This is a genomic window from Schleiferia thermophila (assembly GCF_003337435.1).
Classification (GTDB): Bacteria; Bacteroidota; Bacteroidia; order Flavobacteriales; family Schleiferiaceae; genus Schleiferia; species Schleiferia thermophila.
This window is the reverse complement of record NZ_QPJS01000002.1, coordinates 396,030-415,706: the sequence shown is the minus strand read 5'-3', so window position 1 is coordinate 415,706 and position 19,677 is coordinate 396,030. Positions and strand designations below refer to the sequence as shown.

Sequence of the window (19,677 nt, the reverse complement as noted above, 5' to 3'; positions counted from 1 at the left end):
TGTGATACATCTCAAAAGTGCAGTCACACTCTGAAGAAAATTATCTGAAAGCCATTTTTGAGCTCAGTGGGTTAGGCAAAAATCCGGTGAGTACCAATGCCCTTGCCAAAACACTGGAAGCCAAAGCCCCGTCAGTGACTGAAATGGTCAAAAAGCTATCGGAAAAAGGTCTGGTGACATATGAAAAGTATCAGGGATGCATCCTTACCGATAAAGGCAGTGCCATGGCTCTACAGGTAATCAGAAAACACCGGCTATGGGAAGTGTTCCTGGTAAAAAAACTAGGTATGGGATGGGAAGAAGTCCATGAAATAGCCGAACAACTTGAGCACATTCGGAGCGAAGCTTTGATCAACAAACTCGAAGTTTATCTCGGTTTCCCGAAATATGACCCACATGGAGAGCCCATACCTGATAAACATGGCCATCTTGAACAAATTGATCTGTTGAGATTGTGTGATGTAGAAGTAAATTCATTTGCTACCATAAAATCTGTAGCCGATGACAGTGAAGACTTTTTGAAGTTTCTGGGTGAGGAAGGAATTTTTTTAGGTTCAGTAGTTCATATCATTAGATTAAACCCTCACGACGGAAGTTTGAAAATCAAAGTAAACCACCAAAAATCTATGTATATATCTAGAAATACTGCTGAAAAAATCTATGTCAAAACCGATGAATAGGACACATATTGTTTTGGTGTTTTTGTGTTGTCTCCTGATGCATGGATGTAAGACCCGTAGCGCCACTGAAGGAAATAAAATCAATGTAGTATGCACCACAACGATGATTTACGATGCAATTCAACAAATTTTTGATACAACTCTTAATGTTTATGCATTAATGAAACCGGGGACAGACCCCCACACATATAAAGCCAGTGCAGGCGAAGTTAAACTGCTAAAAGCTTCTGATGTAATCCTCTATAATGGTCTGAACCTCGAAGGTAAAATAGCTCAGACACTCGAAAACCTAAAAAAAACAAATAAGTCCATTGCAGTGACAGATTTTCTTAATCAGGATGATTTGATATTTATCGACGAAAAAATCCCTGATCCGCATGTGTGGTTTGATATCCCACTATGGCAAATGGCCATCCAAAGCGTAGTTTTAGAGATAGTAAGCAGGTATAAGAATTACTTCTCCGTGGAACAACTGGATTATATTTCAAAAAATGAGGAGAATTACTTAGTGGAATTAACAGAAGCTCACCTGGAGGCAATCCGAATGTTTGAGATGATCCCTCAGGAAAAAAGGATATTAATCACCGCACACGATGCATTCAATTATTTTGGAAAGGCTTACAACTTCCAAGTCCTTGGACTCCAGGGTATCAGTACTGCTTCCGAACATGGATTAAAAGATATCATTGACATGATAAACCTGATTGTTGAGAATAGAATACCCGCCATCTTTATTGAAAGTACAATTCAGGAAAAATCCGTAAAAGCAGTGATTGAAGGCTGTAAATCAAAGGGTTATTCACTTAAGCTCGGCGGAGTACTCTATTCAGATGCCACCGGACCTAAACACTTGGGACATCATACCTTGGCAGGTGCCTTCCGTCATAATGTTCATCAAATCTACAATGCCTTGAAAGATGAATGATGCTCTAAACATCACAAATCTAACTGCCGGATACCTCGGAAGACCAGTAATCTTTGACCTTTGCTTCACAGTGCCACAAGGCGTGATTTGCGGAGTCATCGGGCCAAATGGTTCCGGTAAGTCCACTTTGCTTAAAAGTATAATGGGACTAATCCATCCGATGCAGGGAACAATTCAGGTTTTAGGCCACTCAATAGATCAAGTTCGCAGCAAAATTGCATATGTTCCTCAGCGTGAGAGTGTGGATTGGAATTTTCCTGTCAGTGTGTACGATGTAGCCCTGATGGGGCGGTATGCACCTGATAACATTTTCAAAAGATTAAAAAATTCAGACAAGGAAGCTACACTGAAGGCTCTTGAAAAGGTACATCTCCTAGAATACAAAGACAAACCTATTGGACAACTCAGTGGTGGCCAGCAACAGAGGGTTTTTATCGCCAGGGCATTAGCAAGAGAGGCTGAGCTTTATATAATGGATGAGCCTTTTGCAGGAGTGGATTCTGTAACAGAAAGCGCTATTTTGAAGCTTTTGAAAGAAATGAAGCAAGAGAAAAAGACTGTTGTTATTGTTCATCACGATTTGCAAACAGCCTTTGATTATTTTGATTATTTCGTCATGATCAATCGAAAACTGATTTTCTCTGGACAGAAAAAAGAAGCTTTACAGCCACAGTATTTATTTGAAACTTATGGTGGTGGTTTGCCTGCATTGGACAGAATCCGAACTGCCGGGAATGCTCGAGAAGAGATTGCAAAGTCATGATCTCAATGTTTCAGGAGCCAAACTTTCTTTGGGTTTTTGCAGGCAGCGCATTGCTTGCTATATCGGCTTCGAGGGTAGGAGTTTTTGTTTTTCTCCAAAACAAATCGCTTTCTGGTGATGTCATATCACATTCCCTGCTGCCTGGTATGGTAATCGGCTATTTATTATCAGGTGAAAAAAATTTCTGGCTGTTGTTTATGGGCGGATTCATCACAGGATATTTTGCCCAGATATTGACAGAGAAAATTATAAAAATTAGTTTTTTGAAAGCCGATGTAGCTATGGCTGTGGTTCTTACAATGTTTTATGGGCTAGGGGTTGTACTCCTTACAGTAGCAGAAAAATTGCCGTATGGCAATCAGGCTGGATTAAGTGCTTTTCTCCTGGGAAAAGCAGCCGCCCTTACCAATCTGGATGTTGGCATGTATGCTGTGCTGACGGCTCTTATTCTGGCTTTTGTAAAATGGAGCGAAAAAGCACTGATCACAGTTTCCTTCGACAGTACTTATGCCAAGGCAATTGGTCTCCCGGTTGGCAGAATCAATACTCTTCTGACTTCACTGCTTACAGGGGCCGTGGTGATGGGTGTGCAGGCCGTAGGTGTTGTATTGATTTCTGCGTTGATCATATTGCCGGCTCTTGGCAGCAGGCTGATTTCGGCAAGTATCCGACAGATGACAAGCTATGCAATGGCAATTTCATTGCTGATGTCAGCAGGAGGAACAGTCATCAGCTACATCTACCCTAAAATGCCCACCGGCCCCATTATAGTTGTGGTTGGCGGTATGTTGCTGATTGTATTGTACTTATTTAGAAAAAAAACGAATGAGAAGTATGAATAATCGCCTAAGCTCAATTCGATCATAGCCATGGACATCGAAATATTTTTCACGGCGATATTTTTATCTGTAGCTGCGTCTATTTCCGGTATTTACATGGTACTAAGCCAAAAGTCGATGTATGGAGACGCGCTCTCACATTCACTATTGCCGGGGATCGTATTGGTTTTTTTAATCACTGGTGAAAGAAGTTTTTTCGGTTCTCTCATTGGTGCTTTGTTTACAGGTGTACTTGTTTCTGTTTTAATACGGCGACTCGAGGGCATCAAAGGAATTTATTCCGATGCTGCTATTGGAGGGGTATTTGTTGTATTTTTCGCATTGGGAATTTTGCTTATCAGCGGACCTGCAGAGGGAGTTGACCTTGACCAGGACTGCGTGTTGTTTGGTGAAATTGCTTTTGTTCCTATAGACAGGTGGACTATCGGCGACTACGATGTGGGTGCGAGAGGTGTTTGGATTTCCCTGTTTCTTGTACTTCTGGCTTTAACTTTTCACCTTGTAATGGGCCGTGTAATGAAATTTGTAAGTTTCAACAGTGAGTTTGCCAGGTCCCGTGGTGTTAATCCAGAGATTTGGAACATGATTTATCACATTTTTATTTCCATTTTTATTGTACTTTCCTTTGAGTTGGTAGGAGTTATTTTAATTCTATCGTTTCTAGTGACGCCTATTGCAGCATCATGGCTTGTCTCCGGCAATATGAAAAGGTTGATCTTCTTATCCCTTACATTAGCAGCGGCTAGTACTTCTACAGGCCTTGTAGCCGCTGATGCACTCGATGTATCCATCAGCGGTACTATAGCCTTTATGCAGGGAGTGACATTTTTTGTTTTTCTATCGTATTACAGTCTTGCCAAAAAGCGAAGTATCAGGCGACTTCACTGAGCATCTGTATTTTTTTCGATCAGCCTGAATCCCTCTCCGTGAATGTTGATGATTTCCAGAGTGGGGTCTTCTTTTATGTATTTTCGAATCTTTGCCATATATACATCCATGCTTCGAGCCGTGAAATAGCTGTCGTCTTTCCAGATTTTCAGCAGTGCATCCGTACGGCGTACCAAATCGTTTTTGTGCTTAAAAAGCAGTGCCAGTAGCGCAATTTCTTTGGGCGACAGAGTACGCGCTTTATCAAAAATCTTCAATTCGCGAAGTCTGGTATTGATCGTGCAGTTTCCGGCAGTTAGAACTTCAGGGATTTCGCTGTCTTTATTATCGATTTCTTTCCTATTGAGAAGCGCATTTATTTTATGCAGCAAAATTTCAGAATCGAAAGGTTTAATAATGTAATCATCAGCACCGGACTGGTATCCCTTTATGACATCGTCTTTGAGGGCCTTGGCCGTGAGAAAAATTATTGGCGTTATTTTATCAATAGCCCTGATGTCTGTAGCCAGAGAAAATCCATCTTTTTTGGGCATCATTACATCCAAAATGATGATATCGTAATTGTTTGACTTAAACAGGTTAAGCCCCATTATTCCATCTTTGGCAAGAGTAACCTCGAAATTATTTATTTCAAGATAGTCTTTTAATACGAGACCAAAATTGGTGTCGTCTTCGACTAAAAGGACCTTTTTTGTATTCATGTTTTTTGATTTACTGATTTTTGAATTTGATTGTAAATGTACTTCCTTTATTGGGAGCGCTATCTACATCTATTTTGGCTCCATGAAGTCTTAAAATTTCCATTACATAACTCAGCCCAAGGCCATGGCCTTTTACATCGTGAACATCCCCGGTGGACTGCCGGTAAAATCTATCGAAGATTTTTTCAACTACATTTTTTGTCATGCCTATGCCTTTGTCCTTAATTGATATATGTAACTCATTGGGTGCCGGGGAGTTCAAAATTACCTGAATCTCCAATTCCTCGAAAGAATATTTGATAGCATTGTCGAGCAAATTTATGATAACATTTTTAATGTGTTCTTTATCGCCAAAGACTCTGGTATTTGTCGCGTTATTCAATACTTCTATCCTTCCACTTCTATTTTCTATTCGAAATTTCATATGATTGATAGCTTCGTTTACAATTTCGAGCATATCAAACGATTCGAGGCGCAGCTGAAGCTGCTTTTTGTCCAACAAGGCTAAACGAAGCACCATTTCCACCTGCTGATTCATTCTCTGATTTTCTTCTTTGATGATGTTTACGTATTTTTTCATCCGCTCCTGATCAACGAGAATTTTAGGATTTGTGAGATTTTTTGTAGCTAGAAAAATGGTTGAAATCGGAGTTTTAAATTCATGTGTCATGTTGTTGATGAAGTCTGTTTTAATTCTGCTGATTTCTTTTTGGGTGAGCATCTGCTGAATAGTGATAAAAGAGGATATAATAACAATCACGATAAAAAGAAAATTAAGCAAGGTTAGCCACTGAATGTTTTTAAAAAGCAATTGATTTCTCTTTGGCAAATACACATACAACCAAACTGGCGGTGACATCACATCATGCCTTAGCAGCATCGTCTTGTACTGTACAAGATTTGGATCAAATCCCGGTGAATGAATCTTGGTGAGTTGTAGCTTTTCAAAAACTCCAAATTCAACAGGTGTGTTGATGCCTTTAAAGGATAGTTCACTTCTCAGCAACGAGTCAATATTAATTCCCTCGAGTTTATCTTCTACGGTTTTGTAAGTAAAAAAGTCGGTGACCATTAATTCTTTGACAATGGAATCTGCTATTTGAGACCTGCGCTGATAAAATTTTTTAAGGGATTTGTTCAGATAGATTGCCAGATCTCCTTTATCGGTATTGCCGGGTTCAGAGTGGAAAGTACCAGGAAGATTTTCAAATACTTCATTTATGGATTCTGCATATTCATCTTCATCACCGTTCTTCATTAAATTTAGTCCTCGTATGATTTTTCGGAATTTCTCTGAATTTTCAACCTTGTCGGCTACTTTGTTAAGCGCTTCATTTACATCTCTGTCCAGATTGTTTTCCGACAATTTTAATGCTGCTTTTATCCAAAAAAACTGGATTAAAATAATGCCCACCAGTGCTATTGCATTGATTAGAATTACATATTTAATATGTTTAATTTTCAAGCAGGTAATATTTATTTGGCAAATTTAAGCTAATTGTAGTTCCTTCCTGATACTCTGAATTTAGTTCTACAGTTCCATCGAGTTTTTCAACAGCTTCCTTCACAAGATACAGACCAATACCATTTCCTGAAATTTCCGGCATGACCCTAAAAAACATATTAAATACTTTGTCCTGATATTCCTTCATTATACCTTGTCCATTGTCTTTGATGATAATTTTTGCCTCATTCTTATCTGTAAAAACATCTATTTCTATGGTTGGATTTTTATCATTCTTTTTTCTAAATTTAATTGCATTTGAAATTAAATTTCCCAATATGATCCGCAACCGGAAAGTGTCGGTTACAAATACTGCATTGGATATTACATTGATGTGAATGGCCACATTAAATTGTTCGATTTCAAATGATAATTCCCGTAAAATCGATTCAATAAATTTTTTGAAATCAATAATCTGAAAGTCGAATACATCCTTACCGTTTTGATAATATTGTACAATTGAGCGGATGAAGTTATCCAGCCGGGCTATGCTTTCATCAATCATATTGAAATACTGCAGACTTATGGGGTCTGATACATCTTCGCGTGCCATTTGTAAAATGCCTTTAATCGTAGTGATAGGCGATCGGAGGTCATGAGAGGCAGAATAGACAAATCTGTTGAGCTCTTCATTGGTCTTTTCAAGTTTAATAAGCTGATCGCGTATAGTGCGATTAGCCTGGTAATATTTTACGGCATTTTCCAGAATCAACGAAACATCATTGATATCCCAGGGTTTTTTTATGTAATTGTAAATGTGTCCTTTGTTTACAGCATCTATAATCGCAGAAATGTCTGAATAGGCGGAGGTAAGTATTTTAACGGATTCTGGTAATAGCTGCTCAGCCATATACAGAAACTCAACTCCGGTGACCAGGGGCATTCGCTGGTCGGTTATGATGATTTCGGGTTTTTCTTCTTTGATTATCCTGATGGCCTCTTGCTGGTCATGAGTGGTGAAGACATGGTATTTTCTTCGGAAAGCAGCGAGAAATGACTGAAGATTCACCAGTTCGTCATCGAGATAGACTATTTTCACTCTGTTCATGAATCAACAAATATTTCGGGTGGTTCGTTTAATTTTTTGTAAATGTAAAGCTTAAAAGTAGTTCCTACCCCATAATCTGACGATACTTCAATTTTACCATGGTGTTTCTCTATAATTTTGTACACAATCGACATGCCCAAGCCAGTGCCTTCCCCAACTTTTTTCGTAGTGAAAAAAGGTTCAAAAATTCGCTTTTTCACTTCTTCCTTCATCCCGATACCGTTGTCTGAAAATTCTATCACAAAATAGTCTTCATCGTGGTATGTGTTGATTTTTATTTCACCTCCACCATTGGGGAATTTTTCTTTTATAGCATCAATGGCATTGGATAATATATTCATAAAAACCTGGTTGAGTTTTCCTGGATAACACTCTAGGTTTGATTCATTGCAATAATTTTTTACAACGTTGATGTTTGATTTAAGTTTGTTATTGAGTAGGACTATTGTGGCGTCTAAATTTTCATTGATATTGGTATATTTTAATGTATCTTCATCAAGTCGACTAAATGTTCTTAGTCCAACCACAATTTCCGTAGTTCTTTTAGCTCCCTCTTCGATTCCATTTAGCAGTTCTTGGATTTCACCGATTACATAATGATAGTCAATTGATTCTTTAATTTTCTTTACTTTCTCTGCTTCAGGATAATGGTCAAAAAGTTCTTTGTAGGTATCTAAAATTTTAAGCAAGTCTTCAATATCCATTTTTAAAGGCTTGATGCCACTTGAAATGAAGTTAATCGGATTGTTGATTTCATGTGCTATACCGGCGGTAAGTTGACCAAGACTGGCCATTTTTTCTTTATCTACCAGTTGTGATTGAGCATCTTTTAGATCTTGTAGTGCTTTCTCCAGCATTTTGTTGGCATTGGTGAGCTGTTCCGTTCTCTTTTGCACCTTATCTTCGAGTAGAATATTTTGTTCGCGAATCAATCGTTCATTTTCCTCTGCTTTTAAGAGAGCTTGCAATTGAGAAAATTCCTTTTCTCTTTGTAGTACTTTTATTTTATCGGCAAGGGCAAATGAGAGCAATAAGACTTCAATTCCCGAACCGATAAACATGGTGTATTTTGTGAAGTTGTTATAAGGTAAGACCCCAAAATCTTTCATAGCAAATACAAAAATTCCAATCATAAACAAACTCCAGGCTATCAGATAAAATTTTGCAGACCTGATGCCTTTGTAGGCCATATTTGCTGAAATAAATAAAATAATTGAGGCCACAAATCCCTGAGCTGGCAGTAGTATCTGATATCCAACCTGTACAAACGAGAAAAATGTAAGAATTGAAATGACCAAGTATTGATAGATGAAAAGCTTTAAAATGAAGTAATAATTTTTATTAAAGGATTTTACATCCAGAAAAGTAATCATAAACTGGATGCCAGAGATGCTCGCAAGTGCCGAAAAAAGAGTAGGAGTAATCTCAATCAAAAAAGGGGAAAATGAAAAGTAAAAAAGATGGAAACCATTGAAGCTCGACTGGGCCACACCGACAAATAAAGTATGAATTACATACCACAGATAAGCATTATCTCTTATGGTAACAAGCAAAAATAAATTGTACAGGAATAACCCTCCAATCAATCCAATATATATACCGTTAATGAGTAAATATGCTCGCTCAACAGTACTAGTGTAATCCATGGTCTCCAATCTCATGGGCACAAGCATCTGCTCTTGATTTCTCACATTTAGGTAAACGATACACTCTTCTGCATCCCCAAAATATATTCTATAAATATGATCGGTATTTCTTACATCTCGTTTATTTATTGGCAGAGATGTTTCACAGGATTTAATTACGGTATCGCTATCTGATATAACATAGATTTTTGACCAATTGAGAATCGGATTTGCAATTCTTAATTTTATAGTGTCTAAGGTACTTTTATTGATAATTCTGAACCGTATCCATAAACTTCCCTTTATATTCCCAAAGTTTATCTGATTGTGGTTGTTTCGGATAAATTTTCTGTTGACAAGCTGATTGATTTCAGTGTCTTTATCATTGACTATAAGATATTCAATATAGGAGTTAATGTCCAGCACATCTTGGCCGGTGTACACTATTTGCGGTATATCGGCCGGCAGATCGCTATATACTGTACCCGAACAGCAGACAATGCAGATCAAAAGGTATAGGATTTTCTTCATCGTTTAAAAATCTAAGAGGTACTCGATATTCAGGTCTCCTTTAGGTCCTTTTTCAGTTCGGATTTGCCTGGGATTTTCGCGAAGTGAAAATACTACTTTTCTATCTTCAACTTCAGCTGAACTCAGAATATCCAGATCTTTGCATACGAGTAAGGTGGCAAGCATATCTGGCTTGGGATACTCAAACTTCCCATCCATTCCAAGAGATGTTTCCACTACAAAACCAACACTTCTCACCATTTGTACTGTAAAGGGTGAACAAAACACAAAAAGGGTATCAATCTTCAGCCTTTGAGCTAATGTAACCCCTGCTTTGGCTACGCATGCTTTGGTGAGCAACCAGGATACTCCACGACCTGCTATTGCTTTGCTGTTCCAAAGACCACAAAGCTCAGCAATTTTCCTACCTGCATTGAGCTCTTTTTGTATATATGTTTTAAATCGGGGTTCGATGTCCCAGAGGGCGTCTTCCACTGGAAGTACCTGATCGTCATTTCTGATTTGGATTCTCGCTCCCCCGAATACTTTGGCTCCATCGTGACTTTCGGCTACGATGGGATACACATCAGGATTTTCAATCCACTCAGCTTTGGCAGAGGTTACTTTTGGTACGCCATACTCTTCCAAAACTTTCTCGTGTCCCTCTACATATTTTAGACATGCCTGTCTGTCCTCTATAGATCGGAAAGCTCTGATTCTTAAATCAACGAAGTTCATCCATTATTTTTTTAAATGGGTGAATACTTGATGAAGGGGAAGCCGGTAGGACTTTTTCGCCACCTTATCCGATTTAAACAATCGAAAAACAAACCCAAACCGATAATAATCAGGAAGTTGAAACAAATCAAAAAGGCTTTTTCGGGCATTGTGGAGCAGTAGTCTTTGCCATTCTTTGTAAAAAGTTTCCGGATAGTGTTCATTTCTGTAGATCAGAAAAGTAATGGGGCTAACTGGCTGAAAACCAATGCGGTATTTTGCAGCCAATATCCAGATTTTTTCAATAGTCTCTCCTAACCTGACCATGTTTTCAGGATCTGTTTGAGCCGAATAAACCATCATAATGGCTCCGGAGCGTTCTGTGGTTTCCCGACTGAGCTTTTCAAGTCCACTTCCAAGGCCCCAGTCAGCTATCCACTTCAAGGTATTCCAGTCTTTTAAAATCCTAAACGCTGCTACATCACTTCTAGTGAGTTCAAGTGTTTCGATGTCTATGCCATCTCCTGTAGAGCGTGCGTGAGCATCATTCCAGCGGGTTTCTTTCATAAAATCCGAATGTGCCCAAGGAACAGTGAGTCGAATCCGGTCCGCCACACCTGTCAGCCTGGAATATTCGCATATGTGTTCCCTGGTTTGTAACACAGAAATCTGCTGTAGGTCCGATAGGCAGTGGAAGGATTCTTCAAAAAATTTCTGATCAATGGGTTCTACACTTCCTTTCAGACGGTTGGTATGGCGTTCGAATAAGTTCTCGAGGTCAGAAAGTCTTACTGGTTCGTTTGCATTTCTCTTTACGGTGATTCGGGCCAGGAGGTCTGAATGAAAAGATTGACCACAGATGTAACTCACCTCAGCTTCCAGGCCTAGAGCCTTAGCAGCGATTCTGAAATTTTGCAGGGCAGCTCCATGTGCAATAAAGGTGCCCAAATGGTCTATATCAAGAAATGAATGGGCTCTTTCTCGATCGATAAACAGAAAAAACTCATCTCCATAAAGCATCCAGTGCCATGGCTGAACATTACCACCTGATGGAGCTATGACCACAGATCTGACCAGAAAATCTATTTCTGCATCCGAAAGATTTGCTGATTTAATGGGTTGTCCGACGGATTTTTTCAGAGTGGCCGCTACAACATTCCAATCATCAGAGGCTGGAATATCGGTACCCGGTTGTTGAAATGAGTCTTGCTTCTTGTCGGCTATTAACTGTTCGAAATCCACATAATATCGGCCACTTTGTGTAAACTGGTTTAGGAATATTCTCCTGGCAGTATCAGCTCCCAAAGCTCCTCCAAGAAATACTGATGAGGCCAACTGTGGCCATGTATTGATGGTTTGCTGTACCTCAAGCATACTGGCCTTGAGACGTGTGCTCATATTTTCGGCATCTACCATATCGAGGATGTATGGGATTTTCTCTTCATTGGTCAGATGGGCTATGCGGTCAGGATTTAAATCTCCGGCCAAGCCGTGAAGGATAGGTCTCTCCGGCTCCAAATCAAAGCGTTCTACATCAAGCATACCTCTGTCTGAAGTATCCATCAGCACGGGAATTTTAAGCTCTCTGGCCCTATGTCTGGCTAGAATTTTTATATCAAGACCGTCACATTCATCTACCAAAAGGTCTAGTTTTCCTCCATCAAGGAGAAATTGATCCAGGTTTTTACGCGTAATTCCCGCTGGAAAAATTTTTACAACAATAAAGGGATCTATTTCTGCAATTTCTCTGGCTGCTATGACAACTTTTTTAAGGCCGATGTTATGGATTCCGGAGCGCAATCTATTGATATTGCTGAGCTCCAGCTCATCAAAATCTGCCAGGCGAAATTCGGTGGCTGAGCGCTCCATTGCCATTGTCACGGCTATTGTTTGTCCGACACTCAATCCAATTATACCTACTTTTTTCTGGGATAATGCTGCCTGTTCCTCTGGGGTCAGTTTATATTGATTTCTCGAAGTGCGGATTTTTACAAAATCCTCTTTACCTGGAATACAGCAGGCTACTTTTTTCCAGGGATAATAAACCCATACAGCACTTTCTTCTGAAATTTTTTCGTGGATGAATGCATCGGATTTCGATAAAAAATCTTTGTGTTTGGAAGTAATTTCCGGAAAGCTAAGCTTGAAAAGCTCTTTGTAGAGCGAGAGTCTAAGATCGCGTATTTCTATCAGATTGAGCCGATTTTTTTTGCTTTCAAATTCCTCATTTGCAAAGATTAAAGGTTTCCAATTCTCATCTGAAAATAGTTCGGGTTCTTCGTTTTGCTTCATAGTTTGGGCTAGCAAAAAGGGTTGACAAGCAGAGTTGCGCTAAATTAGAATTTTTTTTATTTCACAAACATTATTAGCGGTTTTACAAAAAAATAATATAAATTGGCATATCTCCACTCAACAAGAAATATCGTATGTGTGTGCCAAATGTGCTTTTTTTGTTGTGTTTATATAATTACTTCCAAAATTTTTCCTTTTTTCTATTTTTGACGTCGGAAATTATATGCTAATAGTGACCTTCATACAAAAAATATGATCACAGAAAAAGATTTGAAAAACATTCAGGTCATTTATGTCGATGATGAGGTATCCAATCTCACGGCTTTTAAATCGGGTTTCAGGAGATTTTATTCTGTTGAAACATTTTTAAGTGCGCAGGAAGCTCTGGACTGGCTTGAACACCACGAGGCCCACGTAGTCATCAGCGACCAGCGAATGCCCAATATGCTGGGTACGGAATTTCTAGGAATCTTATACGACAAATATCCAGATACGGTGCGTATGCTGCTTACCGGGTATGCCGATATCAAAGCAGTGATCGATGCCATCAATGTGGGACATGTCTTTAGGTATATTACCAAGCCATGGCATGAACACGATATCCGCACCGCCATCGAGAGCGCTTACGAAATGTACAGACTTAAACGTGAAAATGCAGAGCTGCTTCAAAAATTGAAGCGAATCAACGAACAACTCGAATTTATGTACAGACAGAGCATACTGTCCTGAACAGCAATTAAAAAAGGCCCCTAAAGACGTAATGTCCAGGGACCTTTTTACTTTACGCGTCAATTTTTATTTCAATCTTCTTTCTTCCAAAGTTCTCTTCTCTTTTTCCTTTGTTCTCTTCTCTTTTCAACTCTGTTTTCTTTTAATTTTTCATATTGCTTATTTTGCTCATCAGTGAGGACATTTCTGAGCTTTTGTTCGCGTTTTTGAGCAACTTGCAGCCTTTTTTCATTGAGCCTGATAATCTCTTCTGCGAATTCTTCGTTTATTTTCGCCACTTCTTGAACCTGCTGTTCGCTGAGCATGAGTTCTTTGGAAAGCCTTTCGGTGTTTTTGCGCGTCATTTCTTTGATGCGCTCTGCCGGCTTTATGGGTTCGTCAATGTCTTGTGCCAATCCGGCTCCGAGTGAAACAGCAAAAATTGCTGAACAAACAACTAGTGATTTCATATTTACGTGTTTTGATAAAAGACAAGTTTTGTGCCAAACGGTTTAAAAAATACTCTCCTATTTAAGACGACTGACGTAACCTATGCTTTTAGACGACATTAGCACTTCTTGTAAATACATTTGTAGCCAGATTATAAACAATCTCACAATTAATGACTTACGAACAAGAGATTAAGCGCAGAAGGACATTTGGTATCATTTCGCATCCGGATGCAGGTAAGACAACCCTGACTGAAAAGTTGCTTCTTTTTGGAGGAGCTATTCAAGAAGCCGGAGCTGTAAAGAGCAATAAAATTAAAAAAACAGCTACCAGCGACTTTATGGAAATCGAGCGTCAAAGGGGAATCTCAGTGGCCACCTCTGTATTGGCTTTTGAATATAAAGGATACAAAATCAACATTCTAGACACTCCCGGGCACCAGGATTTCGCTGAAGATACCTATCGGACACTCACGGCTGTTGACAGTGTCATTGTGGTAGTTGATGTAGCAAAGGGTGTTGAATCCCAGACAGAAAAGTTGGTTCAGGTGTGCCGTATGCGGGATATACCCATCATCGTTTTCATCAATAAACTGGATAGAGAAGGAAAAGACGCCTTCGACCTGTTGGATGAAATCGAGCAAAAACTAGGACTCAGGCTCTGCCCACTCTCCTGGCCTATTGGGATGGGCCAGGATTTTGAAGGGGTTTACAATCTATGGGAGAGAAAACTGAAATTTTATTTGGGTTCCAATAAGTTCAGAATTAGCGATAGTGTTGAAATTTCAGATATTAATAGCAGTGAGCTGACAAATTTCATTACAGAGACACAAGCCAATAAACTACGTGAAGAAGTAGAAATCGTCCGTGAGGTCTACCCAACCTTTGACCAAAAACAGTATCTGCAAGCCAGGCTATCTCCGGTATTTTTCGGTTCGGCACTCAACAATTTTGGCGTAGCTGAACTTCTGAATTGTTTTGTAGAGATAGCCCCCTGGCCACAACCTAAAAAGGCAGACGAACGGATTGTTGACCCATTTGAGCAAAAGTTTACCGGTTTTGTATTTAAAATCCACGCAAACATTGACCCCAATCACCGCAGTAGAAACGCTTTTGTCAAGGTGGTATCAGGAAAATTTGAACGCAACAAAAACTACCTTCATGTTCGGCTGGGCAAATCATTAAAATTTAGTAGTCCCAACATGTTTTTAGCTGCCAAAAAAGAAGTGGTAGATCTGGCCTACCCCGGCGATATAGTTGGACTGCCCGACAGCGGACATTTTCGCATCGGTGACTCCCTTTCCGAAGGAGAAATCATTCATTTCAAGGATATTCCAAGCTTTTCGCCTGAGCATTTCAGATTTATCAACAATGCAGACCCAATGAAAGCAAAACAACTGGCCAAAGGCATCGACCAACTCATGGACGAAGGCGTGGCACAGTTGTTTACACTGGAGCAAAACGGCCGTAAAATCATAGGAACGGTGGGAGCTTTGCAGTACGATGTAATTCAGTACAGATTGGAACATGAATACGGGGCCAAATGCCAATATGAGCCCTTCCAGGCATGGAAGGCCTGTTGGATACAAACCGGCAATGATGAGCAGCTCGAAGAACTCAGACGCACCAAACAGCGCAACATGGCAAGAGATAAACACGGTCGGTTGGTCTTTCTGGCCGACTCGGAGTTTAATCTTCAGATGACTAAGGAAAAATTTCCAGATGTAACTTTTCACTTTAAATCCTTTGATTGATGCAACAAAAACGAACCCTGGTACTTGGAGCTAGTGATAAACCGGACCGGTATTCCTACATGGTCATTGAAAGCCTGCTCAAAGCCGGGCATCCCGTAGTAGCCATTGGTAACAGAAACAGCAGCGTACATGGAGTGAAAATCTATACGGAACTAATTCCGATCTCTGATATCCATACCATTACACTGTACCTGTCCCCACCCAATCAGCGACCCTATTACGACTACATCGTTTCTTTGAAGCCAAAAAGAATCATTTTTAACCCAGGCACATACAACCCCGAGCTGATAGCTTTGGCAGAGAAAAACGGAATTGACTGCGAAGTGGCCTGCAATTTGGTCCTGCTCTCTACGGGTCAGTTTTAGCCGTTCCTCTCCCTGTCAGGAATCCTGCACTTCCTTTTATTATTCATAAGTAAAAAAGTGATTCCTCACATCGGTAAAGCTTAACTCAAAATTATAGACTCCGGCTTCAGTAAAAAACTTTGATGCAGTTCATTCGTTTAATACGAAGCCAAAGAACAATGAAGGGTTACAGATTTTCGATTTACACCGGAAAGGAGAAAAGTCCTTTTGAAAGATATCTTGATATCTTTAAAGAAATGCTCCTTTATACTTCAGGTGATGTGGATGAAGCAATCGACTGGCTCAGAGAACTCGACAAACAATACGACATTTCGGGAGACCCCTCATACAAGACAGACCAGTTTCTTGAAGACTTGAAAAAAAGAGGCTTGCTGAGAGAGGAAATTCGGCCTGACGGCAGAATCTCCCAAGTACCCTCAGCCAGAATGGAACAACTTATCCGCCAAAATGCACTTGAGCAAATCTTCGGAAAGCTCAGGAAAACACCAAAAGGAAATCACAAAACTAAAAAATCCGGTACAGGAGATGAAATGTCTGAAAACTTTCGCCCCTACACCTTTGGCGATTCTATATCCTCCATAGATTGGAACATGAGCCTGCTCAATGCACAGCGAAATTCAGAAATCGAAAATTTCCAAATCAGAGAAGAAGACCTGGTAGTCAGAGAAACTTTCCACAATTCCCAGGTGTCTACCGTGCTCATGATCGATATCAGCCATTCGATGATTCTTTATGGCGAAGACCGCATAACACCAGCAAAAAAAGTAGCCCTTGCACTAAGTGAATTGATAAAAATCCGCTATCCAAAAGACACCCTCGACCTCCTGGTATTCGGTGATGATGCATGGCCGGTAAGCATTGGCGAAATACCCTATCTACAGGTAGGACCCTACCACACCAACACAGTAGCAGGCCTTCAACTGGCCATTGACATATTGAGAAAGAGAAAGGCAACAAATAAACAAATCTTTATGATTACTGATGGTAAGCCATCTTGCATCAAAGAACCTGATGGCACATATTATAAAAACAGTTTTGGCCTGGACGATTATATTGTGGGAAGATGCCTCAACATGGCCGCGCAATGCAGGCGTTTAAACATTCCCATCACTACATTTATGATCGCCAGAGACCCATACCTGCAGCAATTTGTAAAAAAATTCACCCAGGCAAATAAAGGGAAGGCCCTCTACGTAGGCCTGAAAAATCTCGGGGAAATCATACTGGAAGACTTTGAAAAAAACAGAATCAAAAAAATCTGATACATGTCTCAACAGACCGATTATCTGAATATTAAAACTTTAGGACAGCTAAAGAAATCCCGGTATCAGCCAAAATCCATCAAAGAAGAAATCCGTCAAAATCTTATTAAAGCACTCAATAAAAAAATAAACGTTTTTGAAGGCATTCATGGCTATGAACATACAGTATTGCCTCAGCTCTACAGAGCCCTTCTCAGCCGTCACAACATAAATCTGCTTGGCTTGCGCGGCCAAGCCAAAACCAGAATAGCCCGCTTGATGATAAATCTGCTGGACGAATACATTCCGGCCATCGCTTCCAGCGAGCTGAGGGAAGACCCACTCCATCCCATCACCAATCTGAGCAAACAACTGATGGAAGAGGCTGGAGATGATTTGCCCATTACATGGATTCACAGGTCTGAAAGATATTTTGAAAAACTTGCAACTCCTGACGTAACGGTGGCAGACCTGATAGGCGATGTAGACCCCATCAAAGCAGCAAACCTTAGACTCCCTTATACCGACGAACGAGTCATACACTACGGACTGATACCCAGAGCCCACCGCTCAATATTTGTGATAAATGAACTTCCAGACCTCCAGGCAAGGATTCAGGTCGCCTTGTTCAACATTCTGGAAGAAGGAGATGTGCAAATACGTGGATTTCAGCTCAGACTCCCTCTGGACATTCAGTTTGTCTTCACTGCCAATCCCGAAGATTACACTCAAAGGGGCTCTATCGTTACTCCTTTAAAAGACCGAATTGGCTCTCAAATACTTACTCACTATCCATTAGACATATCCGTTTCAAAAAGAATTACAGCTCAGGAAGCCAGGATTACAGAATTTCAGCGCGCACACATCTCAGTGCTTCCGGCAGCAGCAGACTTACTGGAACAAATAGCTGTCGAAGCCAGAAAGTCTGAATACATAGATACCAAAAGTGGAGTATCGGCGCGACTCACTATTTCAGCTCTCGAAAACCTCTATAGCACCTGTGAACTCCGACTCATTCGAACCGGCGAACAGCATACATTCACCCGGTTGGTTGACTTTGAGGGCATCATTCCCGCGATCACAGGAAAAGTAGAACTTCTGTACGAGGGCGAACAGGAAGGAGCAGAAATCGTAGCTGAAAACCTCATCGGTATGGCTGTAAAATCGATTCTAAAAAACACCCAAATACCCCCGGTTGATAAGCTCAAAGCCATCGATGAAACAAATCCCCTCAATAAAATATTGCGGTGGTTCAGCAAGGGGAATGAACTATTTCTCTCCACCGAGCAAACCGAACTGGAATACCGCTCCGAGCTGGAGAAAGTTCCAGGCCTGTTGGATTATGTGACCAAGCATTTGCCTGCCTCCACTCCCGCCGAAGAGCGATTTTTCTACGCCGAAATCCTTCTGTGGTCTATGGCCGAGCACAACAAACTCAATCGGGAAGCTCACATTAAAGGTTTTATCTTCAGCGACTTATATTCCAATTTTCTAAAAAAAACAACCGATGACTTTGAAGCTGAAAGCTAATATTCGATAGATGTGGGAATTCAGATATTTGCCCAAAATTTTCAATGCATTATCCCAAAACGATACGAATCGGTACACGCGACAGTCGCCTGGCTTTGTGGCAAGCCAATTTTGTAGCCCAAAAGCTCAATGATGCAGGCATCCCGACAATACTTGTGCCGGTAAAGAGCGAAGGCGACCAAAACACAAAGACCCCTCTCTACCAGATGGGCATTCAGGGCATCTTCACCCGAACACTTGATGAAGCACTTCTTAACAATAAAATTGACCTCGCCGTACACTCTTATAAAGATGTACCCACCGATCTGCCAGCCGAGCTGGTATTGGCTGCTATTCCTGAGAGAGGTAATTTCAGAGATATCCTGGTCTCAACCAAACCCATTGACGACGAAGATTGGGCTGCTCACCATAAAACCATAGCAACCGGCAGCATTCGGCGCATCCATCAGTGGCTTCGAAAGTATCCCCACCATCGTATCGAAAACCTTCGCGGAAACATCGATACCAGACTGCAAAAGCTTGAAAAAAACGGATACGACGGAATCCTGCTTTCTTCCATCGCTTTGGAACGACTCGGCATCAGCGGATATTACACCAGAGAGCTCGACTTTCTGCCCGCTGCAGCCCAGGGAGCTCTGGCAATAGTAACCAGAGCAAGCGATACTACGCTCACTGATATGATTTTCAACTACTTAAATCATAAAGAAACAGCTTTCTGCACCTATTTGGAAAAGCTCTTTCTCAAGAAATTGACGGGTAACTGCTCTCTTCCCATAAGCTGTTTGGCCATCAAAAGTGAAAGTCAAGTTACCTTTAAGGGGGAGCTGTTCATCCCTCCGGATTTTAAAGAGCATATTGGATTTGAATTTACAGCCTCAGCCGATATGGATGCGATTATGAAAGTACAGCAAAAATCAGAAATGCTGCTCAACGAGGTCAATAAATACAAAACCTTAAGATAATTAGCTATATACTGCTACCCTCTTTTCTTTTTTAACAGCCATCCACAGCTTGAGGGATGCAATGTGCTTTGTAGAAAACCTGCACTGAAACAACTTAAATCAATACATTGGAATTTTAACCCGACCACCCGAAACTACAGCTTTAAACAGTATTTTCGCATGAAAGCCTCAGAAAA

Annotated in this window: 18 protein-coding genes; 11 read left to right on the top strand and 7 right to left on the bottom strand. The window is 40.5% G+C overall.

Annotated elements, in window-relative coordinates; translation table 11 throughout:
* Positions 1-17: 17 nt before the first annotated feature.
* Genes DES35_RS06935 through DES35_RS06915 form a run of 5 tightly spaced genes read left to right on the top strand, consistent with a single transcriptional unit; the run spans position 18 to position 4,095 of the window.
* Positions 18-680, top strand: a complete 663-nt coding sequence (locus tag DES35_RS06935) for a metal-dependent transcriptional regulator (protein WP_114366191.1) — start codon at positions 18-20, stop codon at positions 678-680.
* Positions 673-1,605 carry a metal ABC transporter solute-binding protein, Zn/Mn family gene (locus tag DES35_RS06930; protein ID WP_170125717.1) on the top strand — a complete coding sequence of 311 codons (933 nt, stop codon included), beginning with the start codon at positions 673-675 and terminating at the stop codon, positions 1,603-1,605. Before DES35_RS06935 ends, DES35_RS06930 begins: the two co-directional genes overlap by 8 nt.
* A complete protein-coding gene (locus tag DES35_RS06925) occupies positions 1,598-2,368 on the top strand; it encodes a metal ABC transporter ATP-binding protein (protein ID WP_114366189.1) in 771 nt (256 codons plus the stop codon). Before DES35_RS06930 ends, DES35_RS06925 begins: the two co-directional genes overlap by 8 nt.
* Entirely contained in the window at positions 2,365-3,210 is an 846-nt protein-coding gene (locus DES35_RS06920) for a metal ABC transporter permease (RefSeq protein WP_114366188.1), read from the top strand. The genes DES35_RS06925 and DES35_RS06920 overlap by 4 nt, the downstream gene beginning before the upstream one ends.
* Before the next feature lie 27 nt (positions 3,211-3,237).
* Positions 3,238-4,095 carry a metal ABC transporter permease gene (locus DES35_RS06915; protein ID WP_114366187.1) on the top strand — a complete coding sequence of 286 codons (858 nt, stop codon included), beginning with the start codon at positions 3,238-3,240 and terminating at the stop codon, positions 4,093-4,095.
* Here the strand turns inward: DES35_RS06915 and DES35_RS06910 are convergent.
* From DES35_RS06910 to DES35_RS06885, 6 genes are read right to left on the bottom strand one after another with little or no spacing between them, the layout of a single operon-like run.
* Positions 4,089-4,796: a response regulator transcription factor gene (locus DES35_RS06910; protein ID WP_037357427.1), complete on the bottom strand. Its 708-nt coding sequence runs from the start codon at positions 4,794-4,796 to the stop codon at positions 4,089-4,091. The genes DES35_RS06915 and DES35_RS06910 overlap by 7 nt on opposite strands.
* Before the next feature lie 10 nt (positions 4,797-4,806).
* Entirely contained in the window at positions 4,807-6,261 is a 1,455-nt protein-coding gene (locus DES35_RS06905; protein ID WP_114366186.1) for a sensor histidine kinase, read from the bottom strand.
* Positions 6,251-7,348 (bottom strand): sensor histidine kinase, encoded by a 1,098-nt coding sequence (locus DES35_RS06900; protein ID WP_114366185.1) that lies wholly within the window; start codon positions 7,346-7,348, stop codon positions 6,251-6,253. The genes DES35_RS06905 and DES35_RS06900 overlap by 11 nt, the downstream gene beginning before the upstream one ends.
* A complete protein-coding gene (locus DES35_RS06895; RefSeq protein ID WP_114366184.1) occupies positions 7,345-9,504 on the bottom strand; it encodes a sensor histidine kinase in 2,160 nt (719 codons plus the stop codon). The genes DES35_RS06900 and DES35_RS06895 overlap by 4 nt, the downstream gene beginning before the upstream one ends.
* Positions 9,505-9,507: 3 nt before the next feature.
* Positions 9,508-10,221: a hypothetical protein gene (locus DES35_RS06890; RefSeq protein ID WP_114366183.1), complete on the bottom strand. Its 714-nt coding sequence runs from the start codon at positions 10,219-10,221 to the stop codon at positions 9,508-9,510.
* A gap of 3 nt (positions 10,222-10,224) precedes the next feature.
* Entirely contained in the window at positions 10,225-12,492 is a 2,268-nt protein-coding gene (locus tag DES35_RS06885; protein WP_114366182.1) for an Rv1355c family protein, read from the bottom strand.
* A gap of 252 nt (positions 12,493-12,744) precedes the next feature.
* Here DES35_RS06885 and DES35_RS06880 point away from each other — a divergent pair, with 252 nt between their 5' ends.
* A complete protein-coding gene (locus DES35_RS06880) occupies positions 12,745-13,221 on the top strand; it encodes a response regulator (RefSeq protein WP_051889208.1) in 477 nt (158 codons plus the stop codon).
* Between the two features lie 71 nt (positions 13,222-13,292).
* Here the strand turns inward: DES35_RS06880 and DES35_RS06875 are convergent, their stop codons facing one another.
* Positions 13,293-13,670 carry a hypothetical protein gene (locus DES35_RS06875; RefSeq protein ID WP_037357421.1) on the bottom strand — a complete coding sequence of 126 codons (378 nt, stop codon included), beginning with the start codon at positions 13,668-13,670 and terminating at the stop codon, positions 13,293-13,295.
* Positions 13,671-13,822: 152 nt separating this feature from the next.
* On the opposite strand from DES35_RS06875, the gene DES35_RS06870 reads away from it, so the two are divergent.
* From DES35_RS06870 to hemC, 5 genes are all read left to right on the top strand, one after another.
* Positions 13,823-15,403 (top strand): peptide chain release factor 3, encoded by a 1,581-nt coding sequence (locus DES35_RS06870; RefSeq protein WP_114366181.1) that lies wholly within the window; start codon positions 13,823-13,825, stop codon positions 15,401-15,403.
* Positions 15,403-15,768 (top strand): CoA-binding protein, encoded by a 366-nt coding sequence (locus DES35_RS06865; RefSeq protein WP_114366180.1) that lies wholly within the window; start codon positions 15,403-15,405, stop codon positions 15,766-15,768. Before DES35_RS06870 ends, DES35_RS06865 begins: the two co-directional genes overlap by 1 nt.
* A 158-nt stretch (positions 15,769-15,926) precedes the next feature.
* Positions 15,927-17,030, top strand: a complete 1,104-nt coding sequence (locus DES35_RS06860; protein WP_037357415.1) for a vWA domain-containing protein — start codon at positions 15,927-15,929, stop codon at positions 17,028-17,030.
* A 3-nt stretch (positions 17,031-17,033) separates the two neighbouring features.
* A complete protein-coding gene (locus DES35_RS06855) occupies positions 17,034-18,539 on the top strand; it encodes a P-loop NTPase family protein (RefSeq protein ID WP_037357413.1) in 1,506 nt (501 codons plus the stop codon).
* A 44-nt stretch (positions 18,540-18,583) separates the two neighbouring features.
* A complete protein-coding gene (gene hemC / locus DES35_RS06850) occupies positions 18,584-19,501 on the top strand; it encodes a hydroxymethylbilane synthase (protein ID WP_037357411.1) in 918 nt (305 codons plus the stop codon).
* Positions 19,502-19,677 lie beyond the last annotated feature (176 nt).

Bases quoted from the DNA above. Each gene is read 5' to 3' on its own strand.
- DES35_RS06875 (WP_037357421.1), bottom strand. From the start codon at position 13,670: ATGAAATCACTAGTTGTTTGTTCAGCAATTTTTGCTGTTTCACTCGGA.
- DES35_RS06880 (WP_051889208.1), top strand. From the start codon at position 12,745: ATGATCACAGAAAAAGATTTGAAAAACATTCAGGTCATTTATGTCGAT.
- DES35_RS06890 (WP_114366183.1), bottom strand. From the start codon at position 10,221: ATGAACTTCGTTGATTTAAGAATCAGAGCTTTCCGATCTATAGAGGAC.
- DES35_RS06900 (WP_114366185.1), bottom strand. From the start codon at position 7,348: ATGAACAGAGTGAAAATAGTCTATCTCGATGACGAACTGGTGAATCTT.
- DES35_RS06925 (WP_114366189.1), top strand. From the start codon at position 1,598: ATGAATGATGCTCTAAACATCACAAATCTAACTGCCGGATACCTCGGA.
- DES35_RS06930 (WP_170125717.1), top strand. From the start codon at position 673: ATGAATAGGACACATATTGTTTTGGTGTTTTTGTGTTGTCTCCTGATG.
- DES35_RS06855 (WP_037357413.1), top strand. From the start codon at position 17,034: ATGTCTCAACAGACCGATTATCTGAATATTAAAACTTTAGGACAGCTA.
- DES35_RS06885 (WP_114366182.1), bottom strand. From the start codon at position 12,492: ATGAAGCAAAACGAAGAACCCGAACTATTTTCAGATGAGAATTGGAAA.
- DES35_RS06870 (WP_114366181.1), top strand. From the start codon at position 13,823: ATGACTTACGAACAAGAGATTAAGCGCAGAAGGACATTTGGTATCATT.
- hemC (WP_037357411.1), top strand. From the start codon at position 18,584: ATGCATTATCCCAAAACGATACGAATCGGTACACGCGACAGTCGCCTG.
- DES35_RS06910 (WP_037357427.1), bottom strand. From the start codon at position 4,796: ATGAATACAAAAAAGGTCCTTTTAGTCGAAGACGACACCAATTTTGGT.
- DES35_RS06895 (WP_114366184.1), bottom strand. From the start codon at position 9,504: ATGAAGAAAATCCTATACCTTTTGATCTGCATTGTCTGCTGTTCGGGT.
- DES35_RS06915 (WP_114366187.1), top strand. From the start codon at position 3,238: ATGGACATCGAAATATTTTTCACGGCGATATTTTTATCTGTAGCTGCG.
- DES35_RS06920 (WP_114366188.1), top strand. From the start codon at position 2,365: ATGATCTCAATGTTTCAGGAGCCAAACTTTCTTTGGGTTTTTGCAGGC.
- DES35_RS06865 (WP_114366180.1), top strand. From the start codon at position 15,403: ATGCAACAAAAACGAACCCTGGTACTTGGAGCTAGTGATAAACCGGAC.
- DES35_RS06860 (WP_037357415.1), top strand. From the start codon at position 15,927: ATGAAGGGTTACAGATTTTCGATTTACACCGGAAAGGAGAAAAGTCCT.